Raw genomic sequence first — 23,992 nt, 5'->3', positions numbered from 1 at the left:
CTTCGGGAGAGTGTCTTTTTTTGTGTAGAAATATTTAAATAGGGCAAAAGAAGTATAGATAAGAAACGAGAGAGGAATTCCAAATGATAAGCATACTTGCCCAAAAAATAGATAAGGAAATTATAGAAAGTGTGACGATGGAAGAGCTTGATTTGTCCGAATATTTATGGGTTTGGGTTGATTTTGAAAGACCATCAGATAGTGAAATGAGCTTACTGGAATCATATTTTCACTTTCATCCATTAGCTATTGAGGATTGCATGCATGATATGCAACGACCAAAATTGGACTATTATGAGAAACATTCTTTTTTTGTCATTCATTCGATTGATCGACACAGCCTGTCAAAATTGGAAATAAACATATTTATAGCGGAAAAGCTTATTGTTACATTTCATAAGCATGAATCACACGCTATTCACGAAATAACGAGTCGATTACCAAGGATGAAAAATAAGGACATCGTAAGTGAATATTTTATTTTCCACCAGATATTGGACAATGTAGTTGATAATTATTTTCCAATCGTACATGAAATTGAGGACCATATTAATGAAATTGAAGATAATACGAAGAAATTATCAATGGAGAATCTGCTTGAACAATTATTTGACAGGCGTGGAGAATTACTTAAGCTAAGACAAACCGTTCATCCGATGCGTGATTTGCTATACCATATTTTAAACACACATCATTTGGAAGGGGGCGATGTAAGAAGGGAATATTTTGTCGATATCCATGATCATCTAATAAAGGTTGCTGACATGATTGCGTCAAATCGTGAAATTACACAGGATATTAGGGATAGTTATGTTTCACTAAACGCACAGCAAACTAATAGAACAATGCAAATACTAACAATAATATCAGTTATTTTTATGCCATTGACGTTTATTGTAGGTGTTTATGGGATGAACTTCACCTATATGCCAGAATTAGATTTAAAATATGGGTATTTGGTAGTGTGGTTAATCATGATTGGATTGGCGTCAGGAATGTATTTTTGGTTTAGGAAAAAGGGTTGGTTTTACTAGTGGTTGACCGTTCTTTCTAAAGTGGAGATACTTTCGCCATTAAAGCTTGGAGTTCAAAGCATAAGGGGGAAACGGAAGAAGAGCAGTTTACCAAATAGAAACAGCATGGATACTTCGGAGAGTGTCTTTTTTTAACATTAAAAAAGCAGAAACACTTTCTGACTGCATAAGTGAGACAAACCATTGCTAATAAGGCGAAAGGACGAGCAATTTTAATGAAATTTAAAAGGGTGGATTTAATCTTAATATGGAATTAGATGAAAAATATGGGTACTTTGCAGTAGTTTAGTAATGTTGTGCTTGGAAGTAGTAAGGTATTTTTAGTTTAAGGAACGGGTTAGTTTGACTGGTGTTGTGCGATTCGCCTCTTTATTACAGAACGCTTAAAAAAATGAAATACAATTGTAATATTTCTATTACATTCATGTCATTTTTAGATGATATAATACGAATTACCTAAAAAGATAGATACATAATCTATAGTTTTTTATCAAATTATTGCAATTTACCCACAAAAACGAGAAAAACTTTACATAAAGATACAGGGAAGCGGGGGAATAGAAAGATGAAAAAAACGATAAGTATAATAGCCACAGCAGGTGTGGTTATTTTAGGGAGTACATTCTTAGCTGATTCTGTTTACGCTACACCGGATAATTCACAGTCTGAACGTTCAACAATAAATGCCAATCTATCAAAAGCTGAAGAGAAGATAGCCGATGTAATGATAGAGTTGGAGGATTTAAACGAAAAAATAGACAGTGTTAACAATGCTCTGGAACAAAATAAGGATAAAATGAATGAAACCGCTGGTAATATTAAAAATACAAAAAAAGAAATCAAAACGATTGAAAATGAAGTTAACGATTTGGAAGAAGATATAGAGGTACGTAATGAGATTTTGAAAGATCGTATGGTATCCTACCAAAAAAACGGTGGGGACGTGAACTATCTTGAGGTGATTTTTGGCTCAAAAAGTTTCAGCGACTTTATTGGTCGGGTTTCTGCAGTTACTAAAATAGCTGAATCGGACAATAAGCTTATGAAACAACAAAAAGAAGATATGGCAGCTCTTGAAGAAAAACAAGAATCTGCTGAGAAAAAGCTTGATGAATTAAAGGACATGAAAACAGAATTGGAAGGTATGAAAGACACCATCCTTGCACAAAAGGAACAAAATGAAGCTGATAAGAAGAAGTTAAAAGAAAAGGAACAGAACCTTAGAGCACTGAAATCTAACTTGCAGGATGAGAAAAGAAGTCTTGTAACAATCAATCGGGAAGTAGATCAGCGTTCAGGTAGTGTACATAGCAGTTCAGAGTCATCTTCAAGCTCTGACGGAGGTAATCTGACAACTCTAAGTAAAAAAGAAGAGAGAGCTCCAAGCGGGAGTCTAAGTGAAGTGATGAATGCCGGAATGCCATATCTTGGAACTCCTTATGTTTGGGGTGGAGGCTCACCAAGCGGTTTTGATTGCTCCGGATTTATATCATGGGCATTCTCGCAGGCTGGAATTTCAGTACCTTCCAGTACTGCTCAATTACAATATACTGGTAGTAAAGTTTCCTATAGTAATATCCAGCCAGGTGACCTCGTATTCTTTAATACTTATAAAACTAATGGCCATATCGGTATATATTTAGGAAATGATAAATTCATAGGTTCACAGAATAGTACTGGGCTGGCAATCGCAAGTATGAATAACAGCTATTGGAAAAGTCACTTTGCCGGACATGTACGCCGTATAAAATGATTTTAAATTAAAGATCTATCCTTCGAGGGTAGATCTTTTTTTAGTGTCTAATAAACTATAATTTTTTGTATTATGGATAACTGGGTGTCCGAACAGCCATGCCGAACTCCGACGGATAGGACGTAACTTTTTCACCGGCCAGCGCCCATTGTTTAAATAAGAAAGTATTAATTCTTTTCTTATTGTATAAGTGCATCTAAGATTAGCAAACAGCCAAGTTCTTAATGTGAGCATATTAGTTACAAAAAGTAAGCGCAGATTATATAATGGTTTTCGGAACTATTACATTAACAACAGATATAAAACAGAGGAGGCATACATACCAATGTATGAATTAAAAGAGTTTCGGGAAGCATCCCACGATATAGATCCTATTTTTATTAAGAGATGGTCACCAAGGTCATTTTTAAATAAGGAAGTTTCTGATGATGTACTGCACACAGTATTTGAGGCAGCACGATGGGCACCATCAGCAGCTAATGTTCAACCATGGAGGTTTGTGGTAGCACGAACAGAAGCAGATCGTGAAAAATTTCATTCGTTTATCTTTGATGGTAATGTAGCATGGTGTGAAAAAGCACCGGTATTGATAGCTGTCATTTCCAAAAATGATGCAGAACTTTTGGGAGGGGATAATCCTTCACATGCATTTGATACAGGTGCTGCGTGGGGCTATTTAGCCCTGGAGGCAGCTCGTAAAGGTTTGGCAACACATGCTATGGGTGGATTTGACAAAGCTAAAGCTAAAGAAGTATTAAATATACCTGAAAATTATTCGGTTCATGCTATTGTTGCAATTGGGTATCAGGGTGAAAGGGAAGACCTGGAGCCACAATTACAGGAACGAGAAAAACCTTCCGACCGTAACGAGGTTGAAAAATTCATTTCTGAAGGAACTTTTGCAGAAAAGTTATAACAAGCAAACAATGGTCTCCCATAAATGTGGAGGCCATTTTTTCGTATGAACAGATAATAAGGAGGGAGCAGGAAATTTTGTTATAAAGGAAGTATTTCTACGCTGTACCCAAGAAATGTATCCTAGTCGTGGTTGATATAAACTGCGAACTAACATGCTGAGTGCTTAACACCGCTTCGGAAATACACTTCGCGCACCTAGGGCGGCTGATGAGTCTCCTTGATCCTACATTGATGCCTAGTCTCATCTAGTCCTCAGCTCCCACAGGAGTCTACGTGTATTTCCTCCGCTGGGTTTTGCTCGCTTTATCCTGTAAATTAATCAATGCTTATTGAGACATTGCTTCATAGCCATAGGTAACACTCTAGCCTCTATTCAGGATAGCCTTTTCCAGTGGCTTTCAGATTTATGCGTAGTTATAGTCTATGAGTTCGTTGAGTTATTCTAAGCTGCGGAAAAATGCGAGACTCCTATGGGAATGGAACAGTCTGAAGACCCCGCAACGAGCGCTTTTTGCTCGTGAGGAGGCTGAAGCGTTCCCCATGGAAAGCGAGTTTTTTTCCGCAGCGTTGGATTAGCACCCATCTTATAAGGAATAGAAGGAATTTACATAAAGTTAATTCGCATTTTATATCTACTACGAAGATTAAAACCAGCAAAACAATAAGAAAAGAGACTAAAAGATTCAAATTAAGACTTTTATATATTTCCGTTAACCTTGTAAAAAATGTTATTATCCTAAAAGGAGTTTATGTAATTAAAAAAAGGCGTTTAGAGTTGTCCTTTTCGGGTTAAATTACATATGATATCTCTTAATTTCTTCCCTTGTTTATTATAATCCTATATTACCAAAATACTATCACAAGAAAGGAACAATTATGGAAAAACATACTTATAAAAATCCCGTATTTTTCGTATCAGCAATCTTTGTATCATTATTAGTAATTATCGGAGCTGTCATGCCGAAAAAGTTTGGAGATGTGGCAGGCGACCTTTTTTTATTTACGACCATTAATTTTGGCTGGTTTTATTCTTTGGCAGTATTTATCTTTGTTATATTTTTAGTTGGAATTTCGTTTAGTAAATATGGAAAAGTTCGCCTTGGAGATCATGATTCTCGTCCAGAATATCCATTTTTCACTTGGATTGGCATGCTGTTTTCAGCAGGGTTTGGTGCAGGCCTAGTATTTTGGGGTGTTGCCGAACCAATGAGTCATTTCTTTGAAACACCATTTCCGGAGATTGGCGCCCAAACAGAAGAAGCAGCTAGAATTGCAATGGGCTATGCCTTTTTCCACTGGGGTGTTAGTCAGTGGTCAGTTTTTGCAATAGTAGGTTTGGTAATTGCATTCCTGCAGTTTAAAAAGGAAAAGAAAGGTTTGATTTCCACCGCTATCCAACCGGTTGTGGGTAAGAACAAAGGGTTAAGCGGAACTATCGACTCGTTAGCAGTTATTGCGACTGTTATGGGTGTGGCAACGTCGCTTGGACTTGGCATAATGCAAATGAATGGTGGTCTGAAGAGTGTATTTGATGTCCCAAATTCGATTTGGGTACAAATGGCAATTGCAGGAGTCATGCTTGTTACCTATTTAATTTCATCAAGTACGGGGTTGAATAAGGGGATTAAATGGCTGAGTAATTTAAATTTGGCTTTATGTTTAGTATTACTTGCTTTTGTTTTTGCTGTAGGTCCTACTGTTTTTATCCTGAATACGTTTGTATTAGGTTTGGGAGATTACATAACCAATTTTGTTCAGTATAGTCTGCGCTTAACACCATATTCAGGAGAAACATGGATTCGGGAATGGACAGTATTCTATTGGGCATGGTCAACAGCATGGTCACCATTTGTAGGTGCATTTGTCGCCCGGGTGTCAAAAGGCAGAACAATTCGCGAATTTGTGTTTGGGGTATTAGTGGTTCCTCCATTAATTGCCTGCTTATGGATAGCGGCTCTTGGTGGCACAGCAATTCATAGTGATTTGTTTAATGGAACCAAAATTGCTGAAGCTGTAAACGCGGATATGACTGTTGCGTTATTTGAAGCATTTGGTGACTTACCGTTCGCAACTATATTGTCGTTGCTGTCGATATTCCTAATCTTTACATTCCTAGTTACCTCTGCAGATTCTGCAACATATATTCTAGGTAGTATGACGTCAAAAGGCAGCTTGAACCCAGCACTGACTGTGAAAATAATTTGGGGAGTACTAATTACTGCTATAGCTGTTGTACTATTACTTGCAGGTGGTGGTGGATTGGATGCGCTGCAAACAGCATCACTAGTATCAGCACTGCCATTCACGATCATTCTGCTCATAATTGTTGTATCGTTTATTAAGATGATCAAAAAGGAACCCGTTCCTAAGGATAACGATAAATAGAAATCGTAGCAGCTAAAAGAAGAGTCTTTTAGCTGCTTATTATTAACTAGCATAATACGTTGTAATCGTAAATGTTGTTAGTCCAATCATGATAACCATTAAGCTTGAAAAAATAATAGTTGTTTCCTGAATGATAGTCCAGCCGAACAATATAACAATACAATCAATAATAAAGATAATAATCCCTACATTAAGTGAGGTTGATTTTGCAATCATTAATGCTAAAAGATCAACTCCGCCTGTACTGGTTTTGGTTAATAGCATTATCCCGATACCGGTTCCAATTAGAAAACCTCCGGTGATTGCGCTTATTAATATTGGGGCTGTATGCCATGATGATAGTGGGTGAAAATAGTCGATAAGAAGCGATGTCACCAATAAACCGTGTAATCCATTATAAAAGTAGGTTCGAAAATGAAACCACGCATAAATATATAACGGCAGACTCAATACAATAATTGTTAAGCCCGGTTTTAAACCAAGTGTATATTTGGCAATAAGACCCAACCCAATAATTCCGCCGTCTACTAAGTGGTGTGGAATAGCAAAATAATTAATACCAATTGCAATTAAAACACCGCCGAATAAAATAGATATTATTTTTTTAAACATATACGAATCTCACCACATATCTTGTCCATATTTATCCTTATGAATAGATATGTATTAATCGAGTAATTTATCCGTAAAACGTGAGGGGATTTTATGACATTCATTAATTTACTGTTAGTGGCTATTTTAATTTTGCTGACGGCGTTTTTTGTATCAACTGAATTCGCTATTGTAAAAGTGCGTACAACGCGTATTGATCACTTAATTGAACAAGGAAATAAGAAAGCAATGCATGCAAGGAAACTGATCAATAATTTGGATGCTTATTTATCTGCATGTCAATTAGGGATAACAGTTACAGCACTGGGGATTGGCTGGCTTGGTGAACCTGCTGTAGCTAGTCTATTGCAGCCGATTTTAGATGAATTAGAAATAAATACGGCGGTTTCTCATGGTATATCAATTGCAATTGCATTTTTCATTATTACTTTTTTACATGTGGTTGTAGGAGAATTAGCACCAAAGACTATTGCGATACAGAAGGCGGAGGATGTGACATTACTTTTAGCAAAACCGCTTATTTTCTTTTATAAAATTATGTTCCCATTTATTTGGTTATTAAATGGATCTGCTCGGATTCTCACACGATTAATTGGTTTTAAATCGATGAATGAACAAGAGGTTGCTCATTCTGAGGAAGAATTACGATTGATTTTGTCTGAAAGCTACAAAAGTGGTGAAATTAATCAATCGGAAATGAGGTATGTGAACAATATCTTTGAGTTTGATGAACGTCTGGCCAAAGAAATTATGATACCTCGTACCGAAATGATCTGTTTTTTTAAAGAAGACAGCTTCGATGAAAATATTGAGGTGATACATGAGGGACAATACACCAGGTATCCGGTTGCAGATGGAGATAAGGACCACATTGTTGGGTTGGTAAACTTGAAGGAGATTTTCACTGGACACATTAATCAGAAACATGACTCTATTGAGAAGTTCATTCGGCCGGTAATTCATGTATCTGAAGTCACACCGATTAAGCAAGTATTGGTTAAAATGCAAAAAGAACGTATTCATATGGCGATTGTGATTGACGAGTATGGTGGGACGGCAGGACTTGTCACAGTGGAGGATATACTTGAAGAAATTGTTGGAGAAATACGTGATGAATTTGATGTCAACGAAAAGCCAATGATTGAGAAAGTAAATGAAAATACGTCGATTGTTGCAGGAAAAGTCCTGCTGGATGAAATTAATACGTATTTTGGGACAGAGCTGGAGGACGATGAGGTTGACACAATCGGCGGCTGGATCATAACACATGACGTAGATGCCGAAAAGGGGACAGTTGTTGAAGGTGGGGGATATCAATTTATTGTTGAGGAGATTGATGGTTACCAGATAAAAAAGGTAAAAATAACGAAGGATTAGCTAAACGGGGGCATATTTGAGAGAGAAAAAACACTAGAAAGGATGGAGCCCACGGATTTGGCGGATCCTCGTTCCGCTATTTACCCTTTTCAACCATATTTTTCATGGCTATTGGGTAAATAACGGAACCAGGAACCGTTTCACCTTTCTAGGACGACTTTTTCACATATTTAGCGGAACCACAATCCACTTCATTGGATTGTGTGATTCACATTGAGCTCCTTTGAACCCCGCATCCTTGTATCATGCAAAATTAAATCAAACGAAGCTCTAATCACCTCACCTTTTACGTTTTGCTTCTAGCTTGTTATAATGTGAATAATTGTATAAAAAGTTTTCTAGGGTTCCGCAATAAAGATTGGTCTGGTCCGAGAGAAAACGCACGACGAACGTGTACACGGAGGGACAAAATCCCGGGAGGATATCTTATCAATGGATATTTTCCCGGGATTTTTTAATTGGAGGTGTTGGGTGAGATGAAACGAAGCTGGAATATTGTATTATTGGCCGGACTCTTTGAAATAGGATGGGTGATTGGCTTAAAGTACGCGTCGAACGTGGGAACATGGGTGTTGACTTCCTTTGCTATTTATTTGAGTATGCATTTATTAATTATTGCTTCGAGAAAGCTTTCAGTCGGTACGGCATATGCGGTTTTTACTGGAATGGGTACTGCTGGGACAGTTATCTTGGAAATTGTGCTGTTTGGTGAGCCGTTTAATTTGGTTAAAATTTTATTGATTATACTATTGCTTTCTGGTGTTATCGGACTAAAAACTATTACCACTGAGCAAGAAGGGGAGCGTGTATAATGGGCTGGATTTTTTTACTAATTGCCGGAGTTGGCGAAGTGGCAGGAGTAATGGGCATTAATAAGGTGAATAAAAAGAAGAGCGTTTCTTCATTTGGATGGTTGTTTGGCGGATTCGTGATAAGCTTTATCTTTTTGACGATTGCAATGGATTCTATTCCAATGAGTACTGCATATGCAATTTGGACCGGAATTGGGACGGCTGGAAGTTCTTTAATCGGAATGATTGTATATGGCGAATCAAAAGATTGGCGCCGGCTTTTATTTATAAGCATGGTTCTTTCGGCAGCGGTTGGGCTGAAGCTGAGTTCGTAGTATGTTTAACTTTGCCTTATATCGGATACACGTAAATTAAGGAATTGAAAGGAGTGCCGATCTAATGAAGCTTAACGAGCAAATTAAACAACTGGAGAATGTTAGAAAAGACGGTGCGAACAAAGTGTTTTCGATGTATCTTAATACAGACCCTTCTGATCCGGAACAACAGGCTGGAGAGTGGAAAATCCATCTCAAAAACGGGTTACGGAATTTTGAAAGCTATCTGGAAGAAGATGATAACAAAGAGGAACTTAAGAATTTTCAGCTGATTAAACAAAAGGTTGAAAAATATGTCCATGCTAATGAACAGCATTTCAGAAGAGGTATTGTTTTATTTGCAACTGCTGATGAAGATGTGTGGTATGCAGCACGTGTTCAAATGCGGTTAAAGACAGAGTTTTTCTGGGAGGAAACACCAAAAATTGATCAGCTTAAAGTGCTGAGGGATAACTTTCCGAAGTCTGGAATTATTCTAGTACAGCAAAATCAAGTGAAAGTAATGGAAACACAACTTAATGAGATAGAAGATACGATTTATTATGAACTTGATATTGATACAGATGATTGGCGTCAGTTTTCAGGTCCACATAAAGCAGATGCATCCATGGGATCCGGTGGTAAAAGTCTGCAGCAGGAAAATTTCAGGGATCGATATGAGGCAAACAAACAACGGTGGTATAAACGTATTGCACCAAAGTTAGACAAGAAAGCCAAAGACCATAAATGGGAGAAAATTTATGTTGTAGGTGAATCTGACGCATCACATGAGCTAGAAGACCAGATGAACAAGTCAGCTGATCAGGTTATTCATAAAAATATGCTTGATCATGATGAAGAAAAGGTTCTGGAAGAAGTATTTGGCTAAGTGAAGTAGATTAAAAACTACCTGTGAGTGCGGGTGGAATTATCAATAGAACAGCGCGAACATCAACAGATAATACGAAATAAGTCGTATCCATATACTTTTTCATTAATCACGGTGAGTTAAATCGGTGATTATATATAAAAGCTGTATCACATATTTAAATGTGGTACAGCTTTTTCAATAGTTTCCTAATTCACTATGTGGTGCTTGGATGATCACTGGGCTTTTATCGGGATCCAGCCATTTTAATATCGAAACCATGTTATGTTGAGATACCCCTGTACATCCTAATGTATGTCCGTTTGCTACATGGAAGAATATTGCGCTTCCTGCTCCAGGTGTTCTTTGGGTGTTATAGTTTATTACAAACCCATAGGTATATGCTGGTATATCCATGTTTTCAGCGCTATTCCATTGACCTTGAGTTTCTTTTTTGGATTGCCAAGTATTATAAAGGCTTGATTTTGGATCATCTACCCACACATCGTCCGGGGTTATAGGTTTAAAAGGTAGCTTTGTTCCCGGGTTACCATTGCGCCCAAAGGCATGTCCTATTGAATACTTTCCTCGTGGACTTTTTCCATCTCCTTCTGTCTTTGCTGAAGCAAAACCATTTTTACCGATGAAACCAGGAATTGATAAGACTCTTTTCCATGAACCATCAGTCTTCCGTTCAAATGTCTGAATATGTACTGAGCTAGTCCCATACCCTTTAGAGGTAACTAAAATCAGCTGGTTGTTTGCATCAATTGTGTTCAGTTTGTCCGCATCATTTTTTGATGGGGGTGGAGTTTGAGTTTTTCCGGTTCCTTTCTTTTTCTTGTTAGATTTGGAACTTTTTTGATCCTCTGAAGGACTTTCACCTGATGTCTTTGATGATGAGGAAACTGGAGTAACTTTTTTGTCTGATAAGTATTTGCCATTGACGTAGCCAGAAAGGTTGTCGCTGGAAACCTTGACCCACTTATTTGATGTTCCTTTTTTGGTCTTTAAGGGATCATTTATTGCTACCATGCCAACAACGTTATGTTGAGTGCCAGGACCTGATCTGACATTTAACTCAGACACTGCTACATAATTTGTGGTATATGAAGCAGTCTTCGTTTTAGTCTTTTTAGATTGCGTAACTTCTTTTTCTTGGTTTATTGATGTATCTTTTACCTTTTCAGGAAATTCAACAAACGATTTTTCTTTTTGAATTTCTGTTATTTTGTGTGCAGTTGCTTTAACTTGTACTGTGTTCGATTTGCTCTCATTAACAGTTATGAATAAAATGAATGCAGTTAGTGATAGTAGAAGTACTCCTAAGGTAAAATGTTTCTTTTTCAACACGGAAATCCCCCTCCAAATTTATTGTAGTATATCAATAGTATACAAAAATAAATGTTAGATAGGAAGAATTTGGAGACAAAATCTAAATTTATATAAACAAATAAACAAGAACTATTGATACTGTGACAGAGCTAACTACATAACCTGCTGCAAGCCAAAACCTTTTCCCTATAATAAGCTGAAGTGTTTCGTTTCCAAACGTAGAAAATGTGGTGTACGAACCACAGAAGCCAATTCCTAAGAACACCCATAACCATTCTGAAATGCTGTTGTCTAAATAAAATCGAAGAAGTAATGCCAATAGAATGGAACCGGTTATGTTAGCAGTCCATGTTCCTATTAGTCGTTTATTTGTTTTTAATGAAATAAAATAACGGGTTATACTGCCAAGAAATCCACCGATTGCAACCAGTAGTATATTCATACTGTCACCCGCTTTTTAAGTGCCAGCTTGAACCCAAGATAGCAAAACAGAAGCCCACCCAATATACTTAATACTATATAACTGGCAGCTAGGAGAATGCTTACATCAGATAGTTCCACAGTTTCAACTGCGAAAGTTGAAAATGTCGTAAATGCACCAATCATACCTGTCCCAAGTGCTACAAACACTTCTGGGCTCAGGTTACGTTTGATTGAATCATGATGAAGTATGAAACTGAGCAAAAAACATCCAAGCAGATTAGCAATTAAAGTAGCATAGGGAAATCCTGAGTTTGTCCAAAATAGAATAGATATCCCATATCTCGCAGAGGCCCCCACCATTCCACCGATGCCAACTGCTATATAAATTTTCATGAATTATGCATCCTGACAAACCGGACATAATCCGTATATTTCAAATTTATGTCCTTCAATTGCATAGTTTCCAAGTGAATTCTGCACTTCATTCATTGGACATACATCGATTTCTTTTGTCTTGCCGCAATCTTTACAAATAAAGTGGTGATGGTGATGATGGGTACATGAAATTCTGAAATGTTTTTCACCGTTAAGTTCAGTTGTTTCAAGAATGCCAACTTCATCAAATAAATGTAAGTTACGGTAAAGGGTGTCAAAGCTTATTCCTTTATAAGTGGGTTCCATATGCTGAAGCAGGTCTTTTGCAGTGCGGTAGCCATCTGCCTCATCAAAATAGGCCAAGATGTCTTTACGTTTAACAGTAGTTTTATAGCCTTGGCTTTTAAGTTTTTCCAGTGATTCCTCTAACTTCATTCGATTTCCCTCACTTTTTTTGGAGTATACGTAAAACGTTTCAACCCAATTGAAAGCAGTAAAATAATAATCGCTACAACTACAATTGTACCACCGGGCGGAATGCTGAAATAATAGCCGGATATTAGGCCTATGATAACAGCTAGTTCACCGAAAATAATGGAAAATATAATCATTTGCTTAAAACCACGAGCAATTCGCATGCTTGCTGCAACGGGTAAAGTCATTAACGCTGATACGAGTAAGACACCAACAATCCGTATTGATGCGGCAATTACCAATGCAGTCAGAACAATAAACAGTAAATGAATTCGTTTGGAATGAATCCCTGAAACGATTGCATGCTCTTCATCAAATGATAGGGTGACAAGTTCTTTATAAAATAACCTGATCACTAGAATGATAACAATAGAAATAGCCAGGATGGAGTAAAAATCATTCTGACTTACTGCAGATACTGATCCAAATAAATAATTAAAAAGTTCCGTATTAAAGCCATCTGCAAGTGAAATGAAAATAACACTTAGACCGACCCCGCCAGATAAAATAATTGGAATAGCCAATTCCTGATAGGCCTGATAAACACCACGCAGTTTTTCAATTAAGACTGATCCAACTACAGAAAATGCCATCCCACTATACAATGGAGTAATAAGTCCTGCTGCGAACTTTTTTTCTAGTAACAGCCCAAACGCAATTCCGGCTAAAGTTACATGTGATAAAGCATCAGCTATTAGGGAGAGTCGCCGGACAACTATGAAAGTACCAAGGAGTGGTGCAATGATTCCAATTAATAGTCCGGTTAAAAATGTGTTTCGCAAAAAATCGTATTGTATAAAATCAGCTAGCATATTCTTTCCCCCAACGTTAATGATCGTGTGTAACTATATTTACTGGATGACCGTAGAACTGTGATAAATCTTTCTCTGATAATGATAAATATTCTTTAGGATTTCCATGAAAATGCAACGTTTTGTTCAAGCAAACAATATCTGTAGCATGCTCAGTCATTGTTCCGGTGTCATGTGTAACCAGAAGTAAGGTTATGTTCCGGTCATTATTCAACTGATGTAACAGATAGTAAAACCGCTGGACATTTTCATAGTCGACACCAACAGTAGGCTCGTCCAGAATCAGTAACTCCGGGTCACTAACTAATGATCTGGCAATAAATACGCGCTGCTGCTGACCGCCTGAAAGGTTTCCAATATTTTCGTAAGCATAATCTCCCATACCAACTTGATCAATTGTATGCAGGATTTTCTTTTTATGTTTCGTAGTAAAAAACTTGAAATAACCGACTTTTGCAGTCAATCCCATTGAAACGACTTCAAAAACAGTTGCCGGAAATCCCTTATTGAATGAATTGGATTTTTGAGATACAAAGCCAATTTTATCCCATGCTTTAAACTTGTCAATTGGCTTGCCGAAAAGGTCAATGGAACCATTGTCGGGTTTCAGGAGTCCAAGGATGAGTTTGACCAGTGTTGTCTTACCTCCGCCATTTGGTCCAACCAGTCCCATGAATGCCCCTTGTGGAATTTCAAAATTTATCCTGTTCAGGACGCTTTTGTTTTCATATGCATAGTTAAGATCTCTCATCGATACGACTGGTCCGTTCATCGGTGACACCTCCTATTCAGTGGCCTTATCAAGTACTTGAAGGTTTTTGTTCATGATAGATAAATAATCTGCTTCATTTTCAATATCCGTTTCGTTTAATACGGAAAGGTTATGAATGTATAATGCCTCTGCACCTATTTGATCTTGAATAATTTTGGAAACATCATCAGAACCATTTTGTTCAAAAATAACATAATTCAACTTTTTCTCTTCTGCCAGGTCGATAATTTCGGTTAACTCCTTTTGTGAAGGTTCGTCACTTGAAGACAAACCACTTATAGCAATTTGCTCGATGCCATAACGCTCTTCCCAATACCCATATGCTGCATGCGAAACAAGAATTTCCTTATTATTCTTTGGTTGTAGTGTTTCTTTAAATCGGTTATCTAATGCTACTAGATCCTTTTTCAGCGCATTAAAATTTTGCGTATACACCTGTTTATTTTCTGGATTTATTTCGGTAAGCTTATCTTTAATATAACCGGACATTTCAATCATGCGCTGCGGATCCAGCCAAATGTGCGGGTTAACGTCACCATGATTATGACTTGCGTGCCCATTTTCCTCCTGTTCCTCCTGATGAAATAATTCCTCATGTTTTCCAAGTTCAATCAAGTTAACATCTTGTGAATCAAGTGCAGCTGCAGCAGTTTCAGCAAATCCTTCCATCCCTGCACCAAGGTATATGAAGGCATCTCCATCCGCGATAGCAGTCATCTCCTTGGATGTAGGTTCATATGTGTGTGCATCAACTCCAGGCGGGTAAATGGACTTAGCACTAACTGCTTCTCCTCCGATTTGTTCAACAGCATACTGAATCGAGTATACAGAAGTGAATATGGTTATATCATCGTTATTTGCAGAATCAGAGGATGAAGGTGAACATCCTGTTGCAATGATTCCTATAATTGTAAGTATAATGACGGTATGATGTATTTTCATGAAATTTAAATCCCTTCGTTATTAATTGTTACTATATATTATCGTAATGATTACGATTTGTAAATAAGAATGATTACGATTAATAGGAAATATCCAATAGACAGTGAATCATATTGCCAAGTAATTGAAAGAATAAAGGTTAAAAGTTATTATAGTAGTATAGGACAATTATCCTATACTAAATTTTTTAATTGATACTTCTTCTAATTTGCTCAATTACATGGAGGTTATTAACCTGCAGACCACTTTATATGTAAGAGGAATAGCATGTGGACACTGAGGAAGTTCAGCAACTATCAAGGCTTGCTTCCAAAATAGAAGGGCATTTGGGAAAGCAAATTGCGCTATCTATAAACACCTTTAACGAGAAAGCGTTTCAATCTATATGCTTATATTCTCGCGGAAACCGGATTTACTATCCATAATAGCGAGAAGAATCGACATAAATCGTTTATTTTAGCCAAATAAGGCTGAAATTACTCATAAAAGGTAAAAAATAATACTCTTTTTAATAAATCCGTGGTATGATATTAACTATGCAACGAAAAAGTAATATAGAAAATTTTTTTAGTTGGGGGTAATCAGCGTGGAACAACTTATGCGTAACTTCTTCTTATTTTTATCAAAAAATAAAACGCTTACAAAATTGGCGAAAAAATACGGGTTTAAATTTGGTGCATCCCGTTTTGTTGCAGGTGTTGATATAGACCATGCAGCCAGAAAAATCAAGGAAATAAATGATGATGGGTTTGTTGTTACGATTGATCATCTTGGTGAGTTTGTCGATAATGAACAAGAGGCGCAAGAATCTGCTGATGAATGTATAAATGCAATTAAAAAGATTGCAGATAGGGGTCTGGATTCTGAGTTGTCTCTGAAACTGACTTCGTTGGGACTTGATTTATCAGAAGAATTAGTAATGGGTAATTTGCGAAAAATTCTTGAAGCAGGTAAACAACATAATGTGACCGTGACAATTGATATGGAAGATTATGAACGTTGCGGCAAGACATTGGATATTTTCAAAGAATTGCGAAGTGACTATGAAAATGTTGGTACAGTTCTACAGGCGTATTTATATCGCACAGAAGAAGATTTACAGAATCTCAACGAATATGATCCGTATCTTCGTCTTGTAAAAGGAGCATATAAGGAATCTCCTGAGGTTGCCTTTCCTGATAAGAAGGACGTTGATGAAAATTATAAAAAGCTAATTAAATTGAACTTATTAAATGGTAACTATACTGCTGTTGGAACACATGATGATGCAATTATAGATTATGTAAAAGAGCTGGAAAAAGAACATAATATTTCCCGTGATCAATTTGAGTTTCAAATGCTATTCGGTATTCGGATTGAATTACAGAACAGGCTGCGAAAAGAAGGATATAAAATGCGTGTTTATGTACCATATGGTAAAGACTGGTACGGTTACAACATGCGCCGCCTGGCAGAACGTCCGGCTAACGTAATGTTTGTCTTAAAGGGAATCTTTAAAAAATAATAGTAACATTTCATCCCCTGTATCTGTTTGGATACGGGGGATTTGTATTGCCATCATTAAAACTTCTGCCCATAATATTTATCCAGTGAGAATCCTCGTCCCAGTACTTCTGATGCATTAAGGAATATAACAAAGGATGTAGGCTCTTCTTTTTGCAATGTTTTCTTCAGTTGAACTGCTTCCTGTTGTTCCGTAACACAAAGAATCATTGTTTTATCTTCATTTGAATAGCCGCCTATAGTTCGGACCTTTGTTAACCCACGATCTATCCGTTCTCCTATAAGATTTTGGATTTTATCTTCATTTTCAGTGATAATCAGAATTAACTTGGATGCTGATGTACGCAATTGAACAATATCAATTGTTTTACTTGTTACATAAATACACATTAGGGCAAACAGTGTAAGTTCCAAATTAAACACGATAATAGAAGAAACAACTACAAAACCATCGACGATTAACTGAGAGTAACCACTTGATAATCCAGTGAATTTCTTTACAACCTGTGCGATTGCAGCAGTACCGCCAGTCGATCCATTTCCTTTATAAACAGTACCAAGACCGGCACCCAAAACAATACCACCGTAGATTGCACCTAATAGCGGGTTGTTAATCGTGTAAGGAAAGTCAGCACTTAGAAAAATAACAAAAGGCACCCAAAATGTTCCTAATAATGTTTTCCAGCTAAAATCTTTTCCCATCGCAAGCCAGCCGATTATAAAAATAGGGAGATTAATTAAAAACTGTGTGTATGCAGGACTTAATTCATAAAGTTCGAAAAGAATTGTACTTATTCCGGAAATACCGCCGGCTGCAAGTTTTGAAGGTAACAGGAATATATTATATGAAAGCGCGACAAGTGAAGCACCGACAATAATTTGTAAGTATTCGGTTACAAGTTTTTTGTTCATAACTGTCAAGTCCTTTCTGTATATGAGACCTATAATAGTTTAACGCAGTTTTACAAGTCATTAAAGCCAAAATAGTAAAAAATATACTCATTTTTTATTGCGAAATATCAGAATATAATTTATACTAATAAATAGAAGGATAGGTAACTATCTTTTATTTTTACAGTTAAAAATGAATGAGTATTCATTCAAATGAAGGTAGGGGGACAAAACATGAAGCAAATAATCAGGCGTGCTGCAGTGTTAGGCTCGGGTGTTATGGGGTCTGGGATTGCTGCCCACTTGGCTAACGTAGGAATACCAACAATAATGCTCGATATTGCACCAAAAGAGTTAACTAAAGATGAAGAAAAGAAGGGCTTAACATTAGAAGATCGAACTGTACGAAATCGTATTGCTGCACAGAGCAAAAAGGCACTGCGTAAGCAAAATCCATCACCAATTACCTCAACAAAAAGTCTTGACTTAATTGAAGTTGGTAATATGGATGATGATATGGAAAAACTGGGAGATGTTGATTGGGTTATTGAAGTTGTTGTAGAGAACCTGGATATTAAAAAGAAAGTTTTTGCAAATGTTGATAAATATCGTAAAGAGGGAAGCATTATTACTTCCAATACTTCAGGGATTTCGGTAGAGGATATGGCTGCGGATTGCTCAGAGGACTTTCAAAAGCATTTCCTTGGGACACACTTTTTCAATCCGCCACGATATTTGAAATTGCTTGAAGTTATTCCGACAAAACACACAGATCCAGAAGTACTGGAATTCATGAAAACGTTTGGCGAAAATGTGCTGGGCAAAGGTGTAGTTGAAGCAAAAGACACACCAAACTTCATTGCCAATCGTATCGGTACATATGGATTGCTTGTGACGGTACAGGAAATGTTAAAAGGCGGGTACAGTGTTGGTGAAGTAGATTCTGTTACCGGGCCAATGATTGGACGTCCAAAAAGTGCTACATTCCGTACATTGGACGTTGTTGGTTTAGACACATTTATTCACGTTGCTAAAAATGTTTACGACCAGGTTGAAGGCGCAGAAAAAGAAGTATTCGATGTTCCAGATTTTATTTTGAAAATGCAGGATAACGGCTGGCTTGGTGCCAAGAGTGGCCAAGGGTTTTTCCTTAAGAAAAAAGGAAAAGACGGAAGCACAATCTATGAATTAAATCCGGAAACACTAGAATATGAGGATCGTAAAAAGTTAAAAACTGCTGCTACGGAAACGGCGAAGCAGGAAAAAGGATCCCGTCGTAAATTGAAAGCGCTTGTATCGGCTAAAGGTGACAGGGCAAGTGACTTGGTATGGTCAATAATGAAGCCAGTGTTAATATATTCTGCAGAACTTACAGGAAAAATCGCTGATGATATCGTATCCATTGACCAGGCAATGAAATGGGGATTCGGCTGGGAAATTGGTCCATTTGAAACATGGGATGCAATTGGCCTTCGTAAATCTGTTGAGCGGATGCAGGAAGAGGGCGAAACAGTACCTGAATGGGTGCTTAAGCTACTAGAAAATGGAAATGAGTCTTTCTATAAAACCGAAAATGGTAAGGTATATTACTATGATAGCGGCGAATACAAGCAACAGAGCTTTAATGAAAAAGAGATTAATTTAAAGCGTTTAAAAGATGTTAATGGGGTCATTAAAAAGAATACGGGTGCAAGTTTAATAGATTTAGGTGATGGTGTTGCGGGACTTGAATTCCATTCTCAAAGTAATGCAATCGGTCTTGATATCATCCAAATGGTAAACTTTGCAATTGAAGAAGTAGGAAGGAGTTATAAAGGTCTTGTAATCGGTAACCAGGGTAAGAACTTCTGTGTTGGTGCAAACCTTGGCATGATGCTGATGGAAGCTCAGGATGATAATTTCTTTGAATTGGATATGGTTGTTCGTCAATTCCAAAAAATGGCGATGAATATTAAGTATTCAGAGAAGCCAGTTGTAACAGCACCATTCAATATGGCACTTGGTGGAGGTGCTGAAGTTTCATTACCGGCAGCCTCTATCCAGGCATCTCCTGAAACCTACATGGGTCTTGTTGAGTTCGGTGTCGGATTAATCCCAGGTGGTGGCGGAACGAAAGAACTTTATCTGAAAGAACTCCGTAATTTGCCAAAGGGCGTAGATTTTGACCTGACAAAAGTGGCGAATGATGTTTTTGAAAAAATAGCCATGGCTAAAGTATCAACTTCAGCAGCTGAAGCTCGAGAAAATGGATTCCTGAATAGTAATGATGCTATTAGTGTAAACCCGGATCACCTGTTAAATGATGCAAAAGAAAAAGTATTGGCGCTAGCTAGTGCTGGCTATCAAGCACCGAAACGCGAAAAGATCCCTGTAGTAGGTGAAGCTGGATATGCAGCAATGCTGTTAGGAGCAAAAACATTGCGGTTTGGCGGATATGCATCAGATCATGATGTGAAAATTGCTGAAAAACTTGCCTACGTTTTATCAGGTGGACGTATTAAAGAAGGTACGCTAATTGACGAGCAGGTAATGCTTGATTTAGAGCGCGAAGCTTTCTTAAGCTTAATTGCTGAACCAAAAACGCAACAGCGAATGCAACACATGTTATTAAAAGGAAAACCACTACGTAACTAATAGAAGAGGGGGAAGAAATGTGAAGGAAGCAGTAATTGTTGCAGGTGCAAGAACCCCTGTAGGAAGAGCAAATAAAGGATCACTAGCAAATTCAAGGCCAGATGATTTAGCGGCATTAACAATAAAAGAAACATTAAAGCGTGCAGGAAACTATGACGGCAATATTGATGATGTGATTATTGGGTGTGCGATGCCTGAAGCAGAACAGGGAATGAATATGGCACGTAACATCGCCGGTTTGGCTGGACTGAGGAATGATGTTCCGGGGATTACAATTAACCGTTATTGTTCGTCAGGCTTACAGAGTATCGCATATGCAGCGGAACGTATTATGGTTGGTGCAAGTGATTCCATCATTGCAGGTGGCGCAGAGTCAATGAGTCTTATTCCAATGGGTGGTCACGTAATCAAGCCGAATACAAAGCTTGTCCAGGATGCACCAGGATATTACATGGGAATGGGGCACACAGCAGAAGAAGTAGCAAATCGCTTTGGTATTTCCCGTGAGGACCAGGATGCATTTGCTGTTCAAAGTCATGAGCGTGCTGGAAAAGCAATTCAAGAAGGCAAGTTCAAGGATGAAATTGTTCCTGTTGAAGTCACGAATCGGGTCGTTGGTGAAAAGAACAAAATTGAAGAAAAGAAAACGATGTTTGAAATGGATGAAGGAGTACGTCCTGGAACAACGAAGGAAGTATTGGGTAAACTTCGCCCAGCATTCAATGTGACAGGTTCTGTTACAGCTGGTAACTCCTCACAAATGAGCGATGGTGCTGGTTCCGTACTTTTAATGGACCGTGATAAAGCAGATTCAGAGGGGTTAAAGCCGCTAGCTAAGTTCCGTTCATTCGCGGTAGCCGGAGTAGAACCGGAAATTATGGGTGTTGGTCCTGTTGAAGCAGTACCAAAAGCATTGAAAATAGCTGGACTTAATCTATCTGACATCGGTTTATTTGAGTTAAACGAAGCATTCGCATCACAATCTGTTCGTGTGATCCAGGCACTTGATCTAGATCCGAACATTGTTAATGTAAATGGTGGCGCTATTGCACTTGGTCACCCGCTTGGCATGACTGGTACAAAATTGACGTTAAGCCTAATTCATGAAATGAAACGCCGCAACGTACAATATGGCGTTGTCACTATGTGTATTGGTGGTGGCATGGGTGCTGCAGGAGTGTTTGAACTCTTATAGAGCTTCGTGCAGAATACCAAAGTTCATCAACTGAAGAAAGCAATAAGCGCGCCAAAATTATGGCGCCCATCCAATAATGGAAAGGAACGATTTAAATGAGCGAAACAAAAGAGAAAATTTTTAAAGGTGGAGCATTTCTAACGGAAGATTTAACTGGGGAAGATGTCATCACACCAGAGGATTTTACTGAAGAACATAAAATGATTGCAAAGACAACAGAAGACTTTGTATTAGGTGAAGTCGTACCGAAAATCGATAATCTGGAAAACCATGAATTTGAACATTCAGTAGACTTATTGAAGAAAGCTGGAGAACTAGGATTGCTTGGTTCTGATGTTCCAGAAGAATATGGCGGTCTTGCACTCGATAAAATCAGTTCATCATTAATTACAGAGAAGTTCTCACGTGCCGGTGGGTTCTCGGTAACACATGGAGCCCATGTTGGTATCGGTTCATTGCCAATTGTTTTCTTCGGTAATGATGAACAAAAAGAAAAATACTTGCCAAAACTTGCTACAGGTGAATTATTAGCTGCATATGCATTAACCGAGCCAAGCTCAGGTTCAGACGCAATGGGAGCAAAAACAACCGCAAAATTAAATGACGCAGGTACACACTATATTTTAAATGGTGAAAAACAGTGGATTACTAACTCAGCATTTGCGGATGTATTCATTGTTTATGCAAAAATTGATGGCGAACACTTCTCAGCATTTATTGTGGAACGTGAATTCCCTGGTGTCTCAACAGGACCGGAAGAAAAGAAAATGGGTATTAAGAGTTCATCAACTCGTACATTGATTCTGGAAGATGCAGAAGTACCAGTTGAAAATTTATTAGGTGAAAAAGGCCGCGGCCATGTTATTGCATTTAACATCCTTAACGTTGGCCGTTATAAGTTGGCAATTGGTGGTGTTGGTGGATCAAAACGTGGAATTGAAGTGGCAACAAAATATGTTAATGAACGTAAGCAGTTCAATACACTAATCTCAAGTTTCAGCCTAACACAGGAAAAACTAGCAACAATGGCAACAAGAACCTATGCCAACGAAAGTGCTGTATACCGTACAGTAGGATTGTTTGAACAACGTATGGGGGCTTTGTCTGATGAGGAATTAAAAGATGGCCGTGAAGTGGCGAAAGCAATAGCAGAATACCAAATCGAGTGTTCCATGAATAAATACACTGCAACCGAATGTCTGGATTATGTAACAGATGAAGCTGTTCAACTACACGGTGGGTATGGCTTTATGGAAGAATATGAAGTTGCGCGTGCATACCGTGACTCACGTATCAACCGTATTTTTGAAGGAACAAATGAAATTAACCGGTTAATCGTTCCTGGAACATTGCTTAAAAAAGCAATGAAAGGTGAACTGCCATTACTTCAACAAGCTCAGAGTCTTCAGGAAGAGCTCATGATGATGATGCCTGAAGAAGTTGGCGATGAAACGTTAGAACAGGAAAAATATTTATTGAAAAATGCAAAGAAAATGGTATTGCTTGGTGCTGGTCTTGCTGCTCAGAAATATGGCAAGAAGCTCGAAAATGAACAGGAAATACTAGTTAATCTTGCTGATATGACAGCGGAAGTATACAACATGGAATCAGCAATTCTTCGTACAGAAAAAGCTATTACTAAGTCTGGAGAAGAAAAGAATAAACAGAAGCTTCTTTATACACAAGTATATGTGCAGGAAGCATTTAATCGCATTGAGGCAGATGCAAAAGAAACTTTAATTGCAGTTGAATCAGGTGATACGCTCCGAATGATGCTTTCATCATTACGTAAACTTACTCGTCACACCCCAACAGATGTGATTGGGAAAAAACGTGAGATAGCTGTTAAGATAATTGAGGAAGAAAAATATCTAGTCTAAACAAATAGTGGCTGGGATAAAAGTGTTTAATTAAAAGTGAAATCCGAACTATGATTCAAATTCTTGAGACAGAATTCGAAGTAGTTCGGATTTTTTGCTGTTAAGAAAAAACATGGCTGGTGAATACGCAGCATCATCTATCATGAAAATTATTTTCCGTACAGCAAATTTGAGATTGTGCGTACACTAAGGACCTTATTTTACACAAATACAGTTAAATAACCATGATATATGAAAATAAGGGATTCTGTGTCCGGATAACTTCAAGAAAGTTACTTTTATATAAGAATAGCGTCTCCTGTGTCCGCTAAAAGCAAGTTAGAGATGTGTATTCATAAAAAGTACTTTCTAATGCTTAAGTGCAACTATGGCATTCACCAAAAGGCTTGGAGAATGCCCAGTTTTCTAATGTTGCAGATTAGATATGTGCTACATGCTAAAATAATCTCTAAAAAGGATTATACAATAAGAGAATGATGTATTGACACTCGGAATGAAGACCTGCCAAACAATCGAAGTGGATCCTCATTCCGCTAAATAGCCAAAAAGGTGCTCTCGGAAGGGTGAGACGGATCCACGTTCCGCTGATATGAACAAAACTGTCAAGTCCCAAGCTGTTTTTCCCTTTTTTGGGCATACTTAATACAAGAAGCCGTTTTTACTTCTTTTTATGGGTTAACCGTTTTGGTTAGACTATTTCCTTC

Annotated in this window: 21 protein-coding genes and 1 riboswitch; of the genes, 12 read left to right on the top strand and 9 right to left on the bottom strand. The window is 37.8% G+C overall.

Annotated features, from left to right (window positions below):
- Positions 1 to 83 precede the first annotated feature (83 nt).
- The 4 genes from corA to ACTWQM_RS00090 all read left to right on the top strand — a co-directional run bounded on the left by corA (position 84) and on the right by ACTWQM_RS00090 (position 6,090).
- A complete protein-coding gene (corA, locus tag ACTWQM_RS00105; RefSeq protein WP_443256139.1) occupies positions 84 to 1,034 on the top strand; it encodes a magnesium/cobalt transporter CorA in 951 nt (316 codons plus the stop codon).
- Between the two features lie 565 nt (positions 1,035 to 1,599).
- Positions 1,600 to 2,787, top strand: a complete 1,188-nt coding sequence (locus tag ACTWQM_RS00100) for a coiled-coil domain-containing protein (protein ID WP_443256138.1) — start codon at positions 1,600 to 1,602, stop codon at positions 2,785 to 2,787.
- A gap of 325 nt (positions 2,788 to 3,112) precedes the next feature.
- Positions 3,113 to 3,703 carry a nitroreductase family protein gene (locus ACTWQM_RS00095; protein ID WP_443256137.1) on the top strand — a complete coding sequence of 197 codons (591 nt, stop codon included), beginning with the start codon at positions 3,113 to 3,115 and terminating at the stop codon, positions 3,701 to 3,703.
- A gap of 878 nt (positions 3,704 to 4,581) precedes the next feature.
- Positions 4,582 to 6,090, top strand: coding sequence for a BCCT family transporter (locus ACTWQM_RS00090; protein WP_443256136.1), 1,509 nt, complete (start codon positions 4,582 to 4,584; stop codon positions 6,088 to 6,090).
- Between the two features lie 42 nt (positions 6,091 to 6,132).
- Here the strand turns inward: ACTWQM_RS00090 and ACTWQM_RS00085 are convergent, their stop codons facing one another.
- Entirely contained in the window at positions 6,133 to 6,702 is a 570-nt protein-coding gene (locus ACTWQM_RS00085) for a YitT family protein (RefSeq protein ID WP_443256135.1), read from the bottom strand.
- Positions 6,703 to 6,795: 93 nt separating this feature from the next.
- Between ACTWQM_RS00085 and ACTWQM_RS00080 the strand changes: the two genes are divergently transcribed.
- From ACTWQM_RS00080 to ACTWQM_RS00065, 4 genes are all read left to right on the top strand, one after another.
- A complete protein-coding gene (locus tag ACTWQM_RS00080; RefSeq protein ID WP_443256134.1) occupies positions 6,796 to 8,079 on the top strand; it encodes a hemolysin family protein in 1,284 nt (427 codons plus the stop codon).
- A 327-nt stretch (positions 8,080 to 8,406) separates the two neighbouring features.
- Positions 8,407 to 8,501: riboswitch (guanidine-I (ykkC/yxkD leader) on the top strand.
- 54 nt (positions 8,502 to 8,555) lie between these two features.
- Positions 8,556 to 8,891: a DMT family transporter gene (locus ACTWQM_RS00075; RefSeq protein WP_443256133.1), complete on the top strand. Its 336-nt coding sequence runs from the start codon at positions 8,556 to 8,558 to the stop codon at positions 8,889 to 8,891.
- On the top strand, positions 8,891 to 9,205 hold the full coding sequence (locus ACTWQM_RS00070; RefSeq protein WP_443256132.1) for a DMT family transporter: 315 nt from the start codon (positions 8,891 to 8,893) through the stop codon (positions 9,203 to 9,205). The genes ACTWQM_RS00075 and ACTWQM_RS00070 overlap by 1 nt, the downstream gene beginning before the upstream one ends.
- Positions 9,206 to 9,269: 64 nt before the next feature.
- Entirely contained in the window at positions 9,270 to 10,073 is an 804-nt protein-coding gene (locus tag ACTWQM_RS00065; RefSeq protein WP_443256131.1) for a VLRF1 family aeRF1-type release factor, read from the top strand.
- A 177-nt stretch (positions 10,074 to 10,250) separates the two neighbouring features.
- Here ACTWQM_RS00065 and ACTWQM_RS00060 read toward each other — a convergent pair whose 3' ends face one another.
- From ACTWQM_RS00060 to ACTWQM_RS00030, 7 genes are all read right to left on the bottom strand, one after another.
- Entirely contained in the window at positions 10,251 to 11,405 is a 1,155-nt protein-coding gene (locus ACTWQM_RS00060; RefSeq protein WP_443256130.1) for an SH3 domain-containing protein, read from the bottom strand.
- Positions 11,406 to 11,493: 88 nt separating this feature from the next.
- A complete protein-coding gene (locus ACTWQM_RS00055) occupies positions 11,494 to 11,829 on the bottom strand; it encodes a fluoride efflux transporter FluC (protein WP_443256129.1) in 336 nt (111 codons plus the stop codon).
- Positions 11,826 to 12,203, bottom strand: a complete 378-nt coding sequence (gene crcB, locus ACTWQM_RS00050; protein ID WP_443256128.1) for a fluoride efflux transporter CrcB — start codon at positions 12,201 to 12,203, stop codon at positions 11,826 to 11,828. Before crcB ends, ACTWQM_RS00055 begins: the two co-directional genes overlap by 4 nt.
- Positions 12,204 to 12,206: 3 nt before the next feature.
- Complete coding sequence (locus ACTWQM_RS00045; protein WP_443256127.1) at positions 12,207 to 12,620, bottom strand: Fur family transcriptional regulator; 414 nt, start codon at positions 12,618 to 12,620, stop codon at positions 12,207 to 12,209.
- Complete coding sequence (locus ACTWQM_RS00040) at positions 12,617 to 13,471, bottom strand: metal ABC transporter permease (RefSeq protein WP_443256126.1); 855 nt, start codon at positions 13,469 to 13,471, stop codon at positions 12,617 to 12,619. Before ACTWQM_RS00040 ends, ACTWQM_RS00045 begins: the two co-directional genes overlap by 4 nt.
- Before the next feature lie 16 nt (positions 13,472 to 13,487).
- Positions 13,488 to 14,243, bottom strand: coding sequence for a metal ABC transporter ATP-binding protein (locus tag ACTWQM_RS00035; protein WP_443256125.1), 756 nt, complete (start codon positions 14,241 to 14,243; stop codon positions 13,488 to 13,490).
- Between the two features lie 12 nt (positions 14,244 to 14,255).
- A complete protein-coding gene (locus ACTWQM_RS00030; RefSeq protein ID WP_443256124.1) occupies positions 14,256 to 15,185 on the bottom strand; it encodes a metal ABC transporter solute-binding protein, Zn/Mn family in 930 nt (309 codons plus the stop codon).
- Between the two features lie 586 nt (positions 15,186 to 15,771).
- Here ACTWQM_RS00030 and ACTWQM_RS00025 point away from each other — a divergent pair.
- The gene (locus ACTWQM_RS00025; RefSeq protein WP_443256123.1) at positions 15,772 to 16,689 is read left to right on the top strand and encodes a proline dehydrogenase family protein; all 918 of its coding nucleotides are present in this window, start codon (positions 15,772 to 15,774) and stop codon (positions 16,687 to 16,689) included.
- 56 nt (positions 16,690 to 16,745) lie between these two features.
- Here the strand turns inward: ACTWQM_RS00025 and ACTWQM_RS00020 are convergent, their stop codons facing one another.
- A complete protein-coding gene (locus tag ACTWQM_RS00020) occupies positions 16,746 to 17,600 on the bottom strand; it encodes a YitT family protein (RefSeq protein WP_443256122.1) in 855 nt (284 codons plus the stop codon).
- 213 nt (positions 17,601 to 17,813) lie between these two features.
- Here ACTWQM_RS00020 and ACTWQM_RS00015 point away from each other — a divergent pair, with 213 nt between their 5' ends.
- The 3 genes from ACTWQM_RS00015 (at position 17,814) to ACTWQM_RS00005 (ending at position 23,288) form a co-directional block, all read left to right on the top strand.
- Positions 17,814 to 20,213, top strand: a complete 2,400-nt coding sequence (locus ACTWQM_RS00015) for a 3-hydroxyacyl-CoA dehydrogenase NAD-binding domain-containing protein (RefSeq protein WP_443256121.1) — start codon at positions 17,814 to 17,816, stop codon at positions 20,211 to 20,213.
- A 19-nt stretch (positions 20,214 to 20,232) separates the two neighbouring features.
- Positions 20,233 to 21,408 carry an acetyl-CoA C-acetyltransferase gene (locus ACTWQM_RS00010; protein ID WP_443256120.1) on the top strand — a complete coding sequence of 392 codons (1,176 nt, stop codon included), beginning with the start codon at positions 20,233 to 20,235 and terminating at the stop codon, positions 21,406 to 21,408.
- Between the two features lie 95 nt (positions 21,409 to 21,503).
- On the top strand, positions 21,504 to 23,288 hold the full coding sequence (locus tag ACTWQM_RS00005; protein ID WP_443256119.1) for an acyl-CoA dehydrogenase family protein: 1,785 nt from the start codon (positions 21,504 to 21,506) through the stop codon (positions 23,286 to 23,288).
- Positions 23,289 to 23,992 lie beyond the last annotated feature (704 nt).

It is taken from the genome of Virgibacillus sp. L01, from assembly GCF_052246775.1.
Taxonomy (GTDB): Bacteria; Bacillota; Bacilli; order Bacillales; family Amphibacillaceae; genus Lentibacillus.
This window is presented reverse-complemented; position numbering and strand designations above follow the sequence as displayed.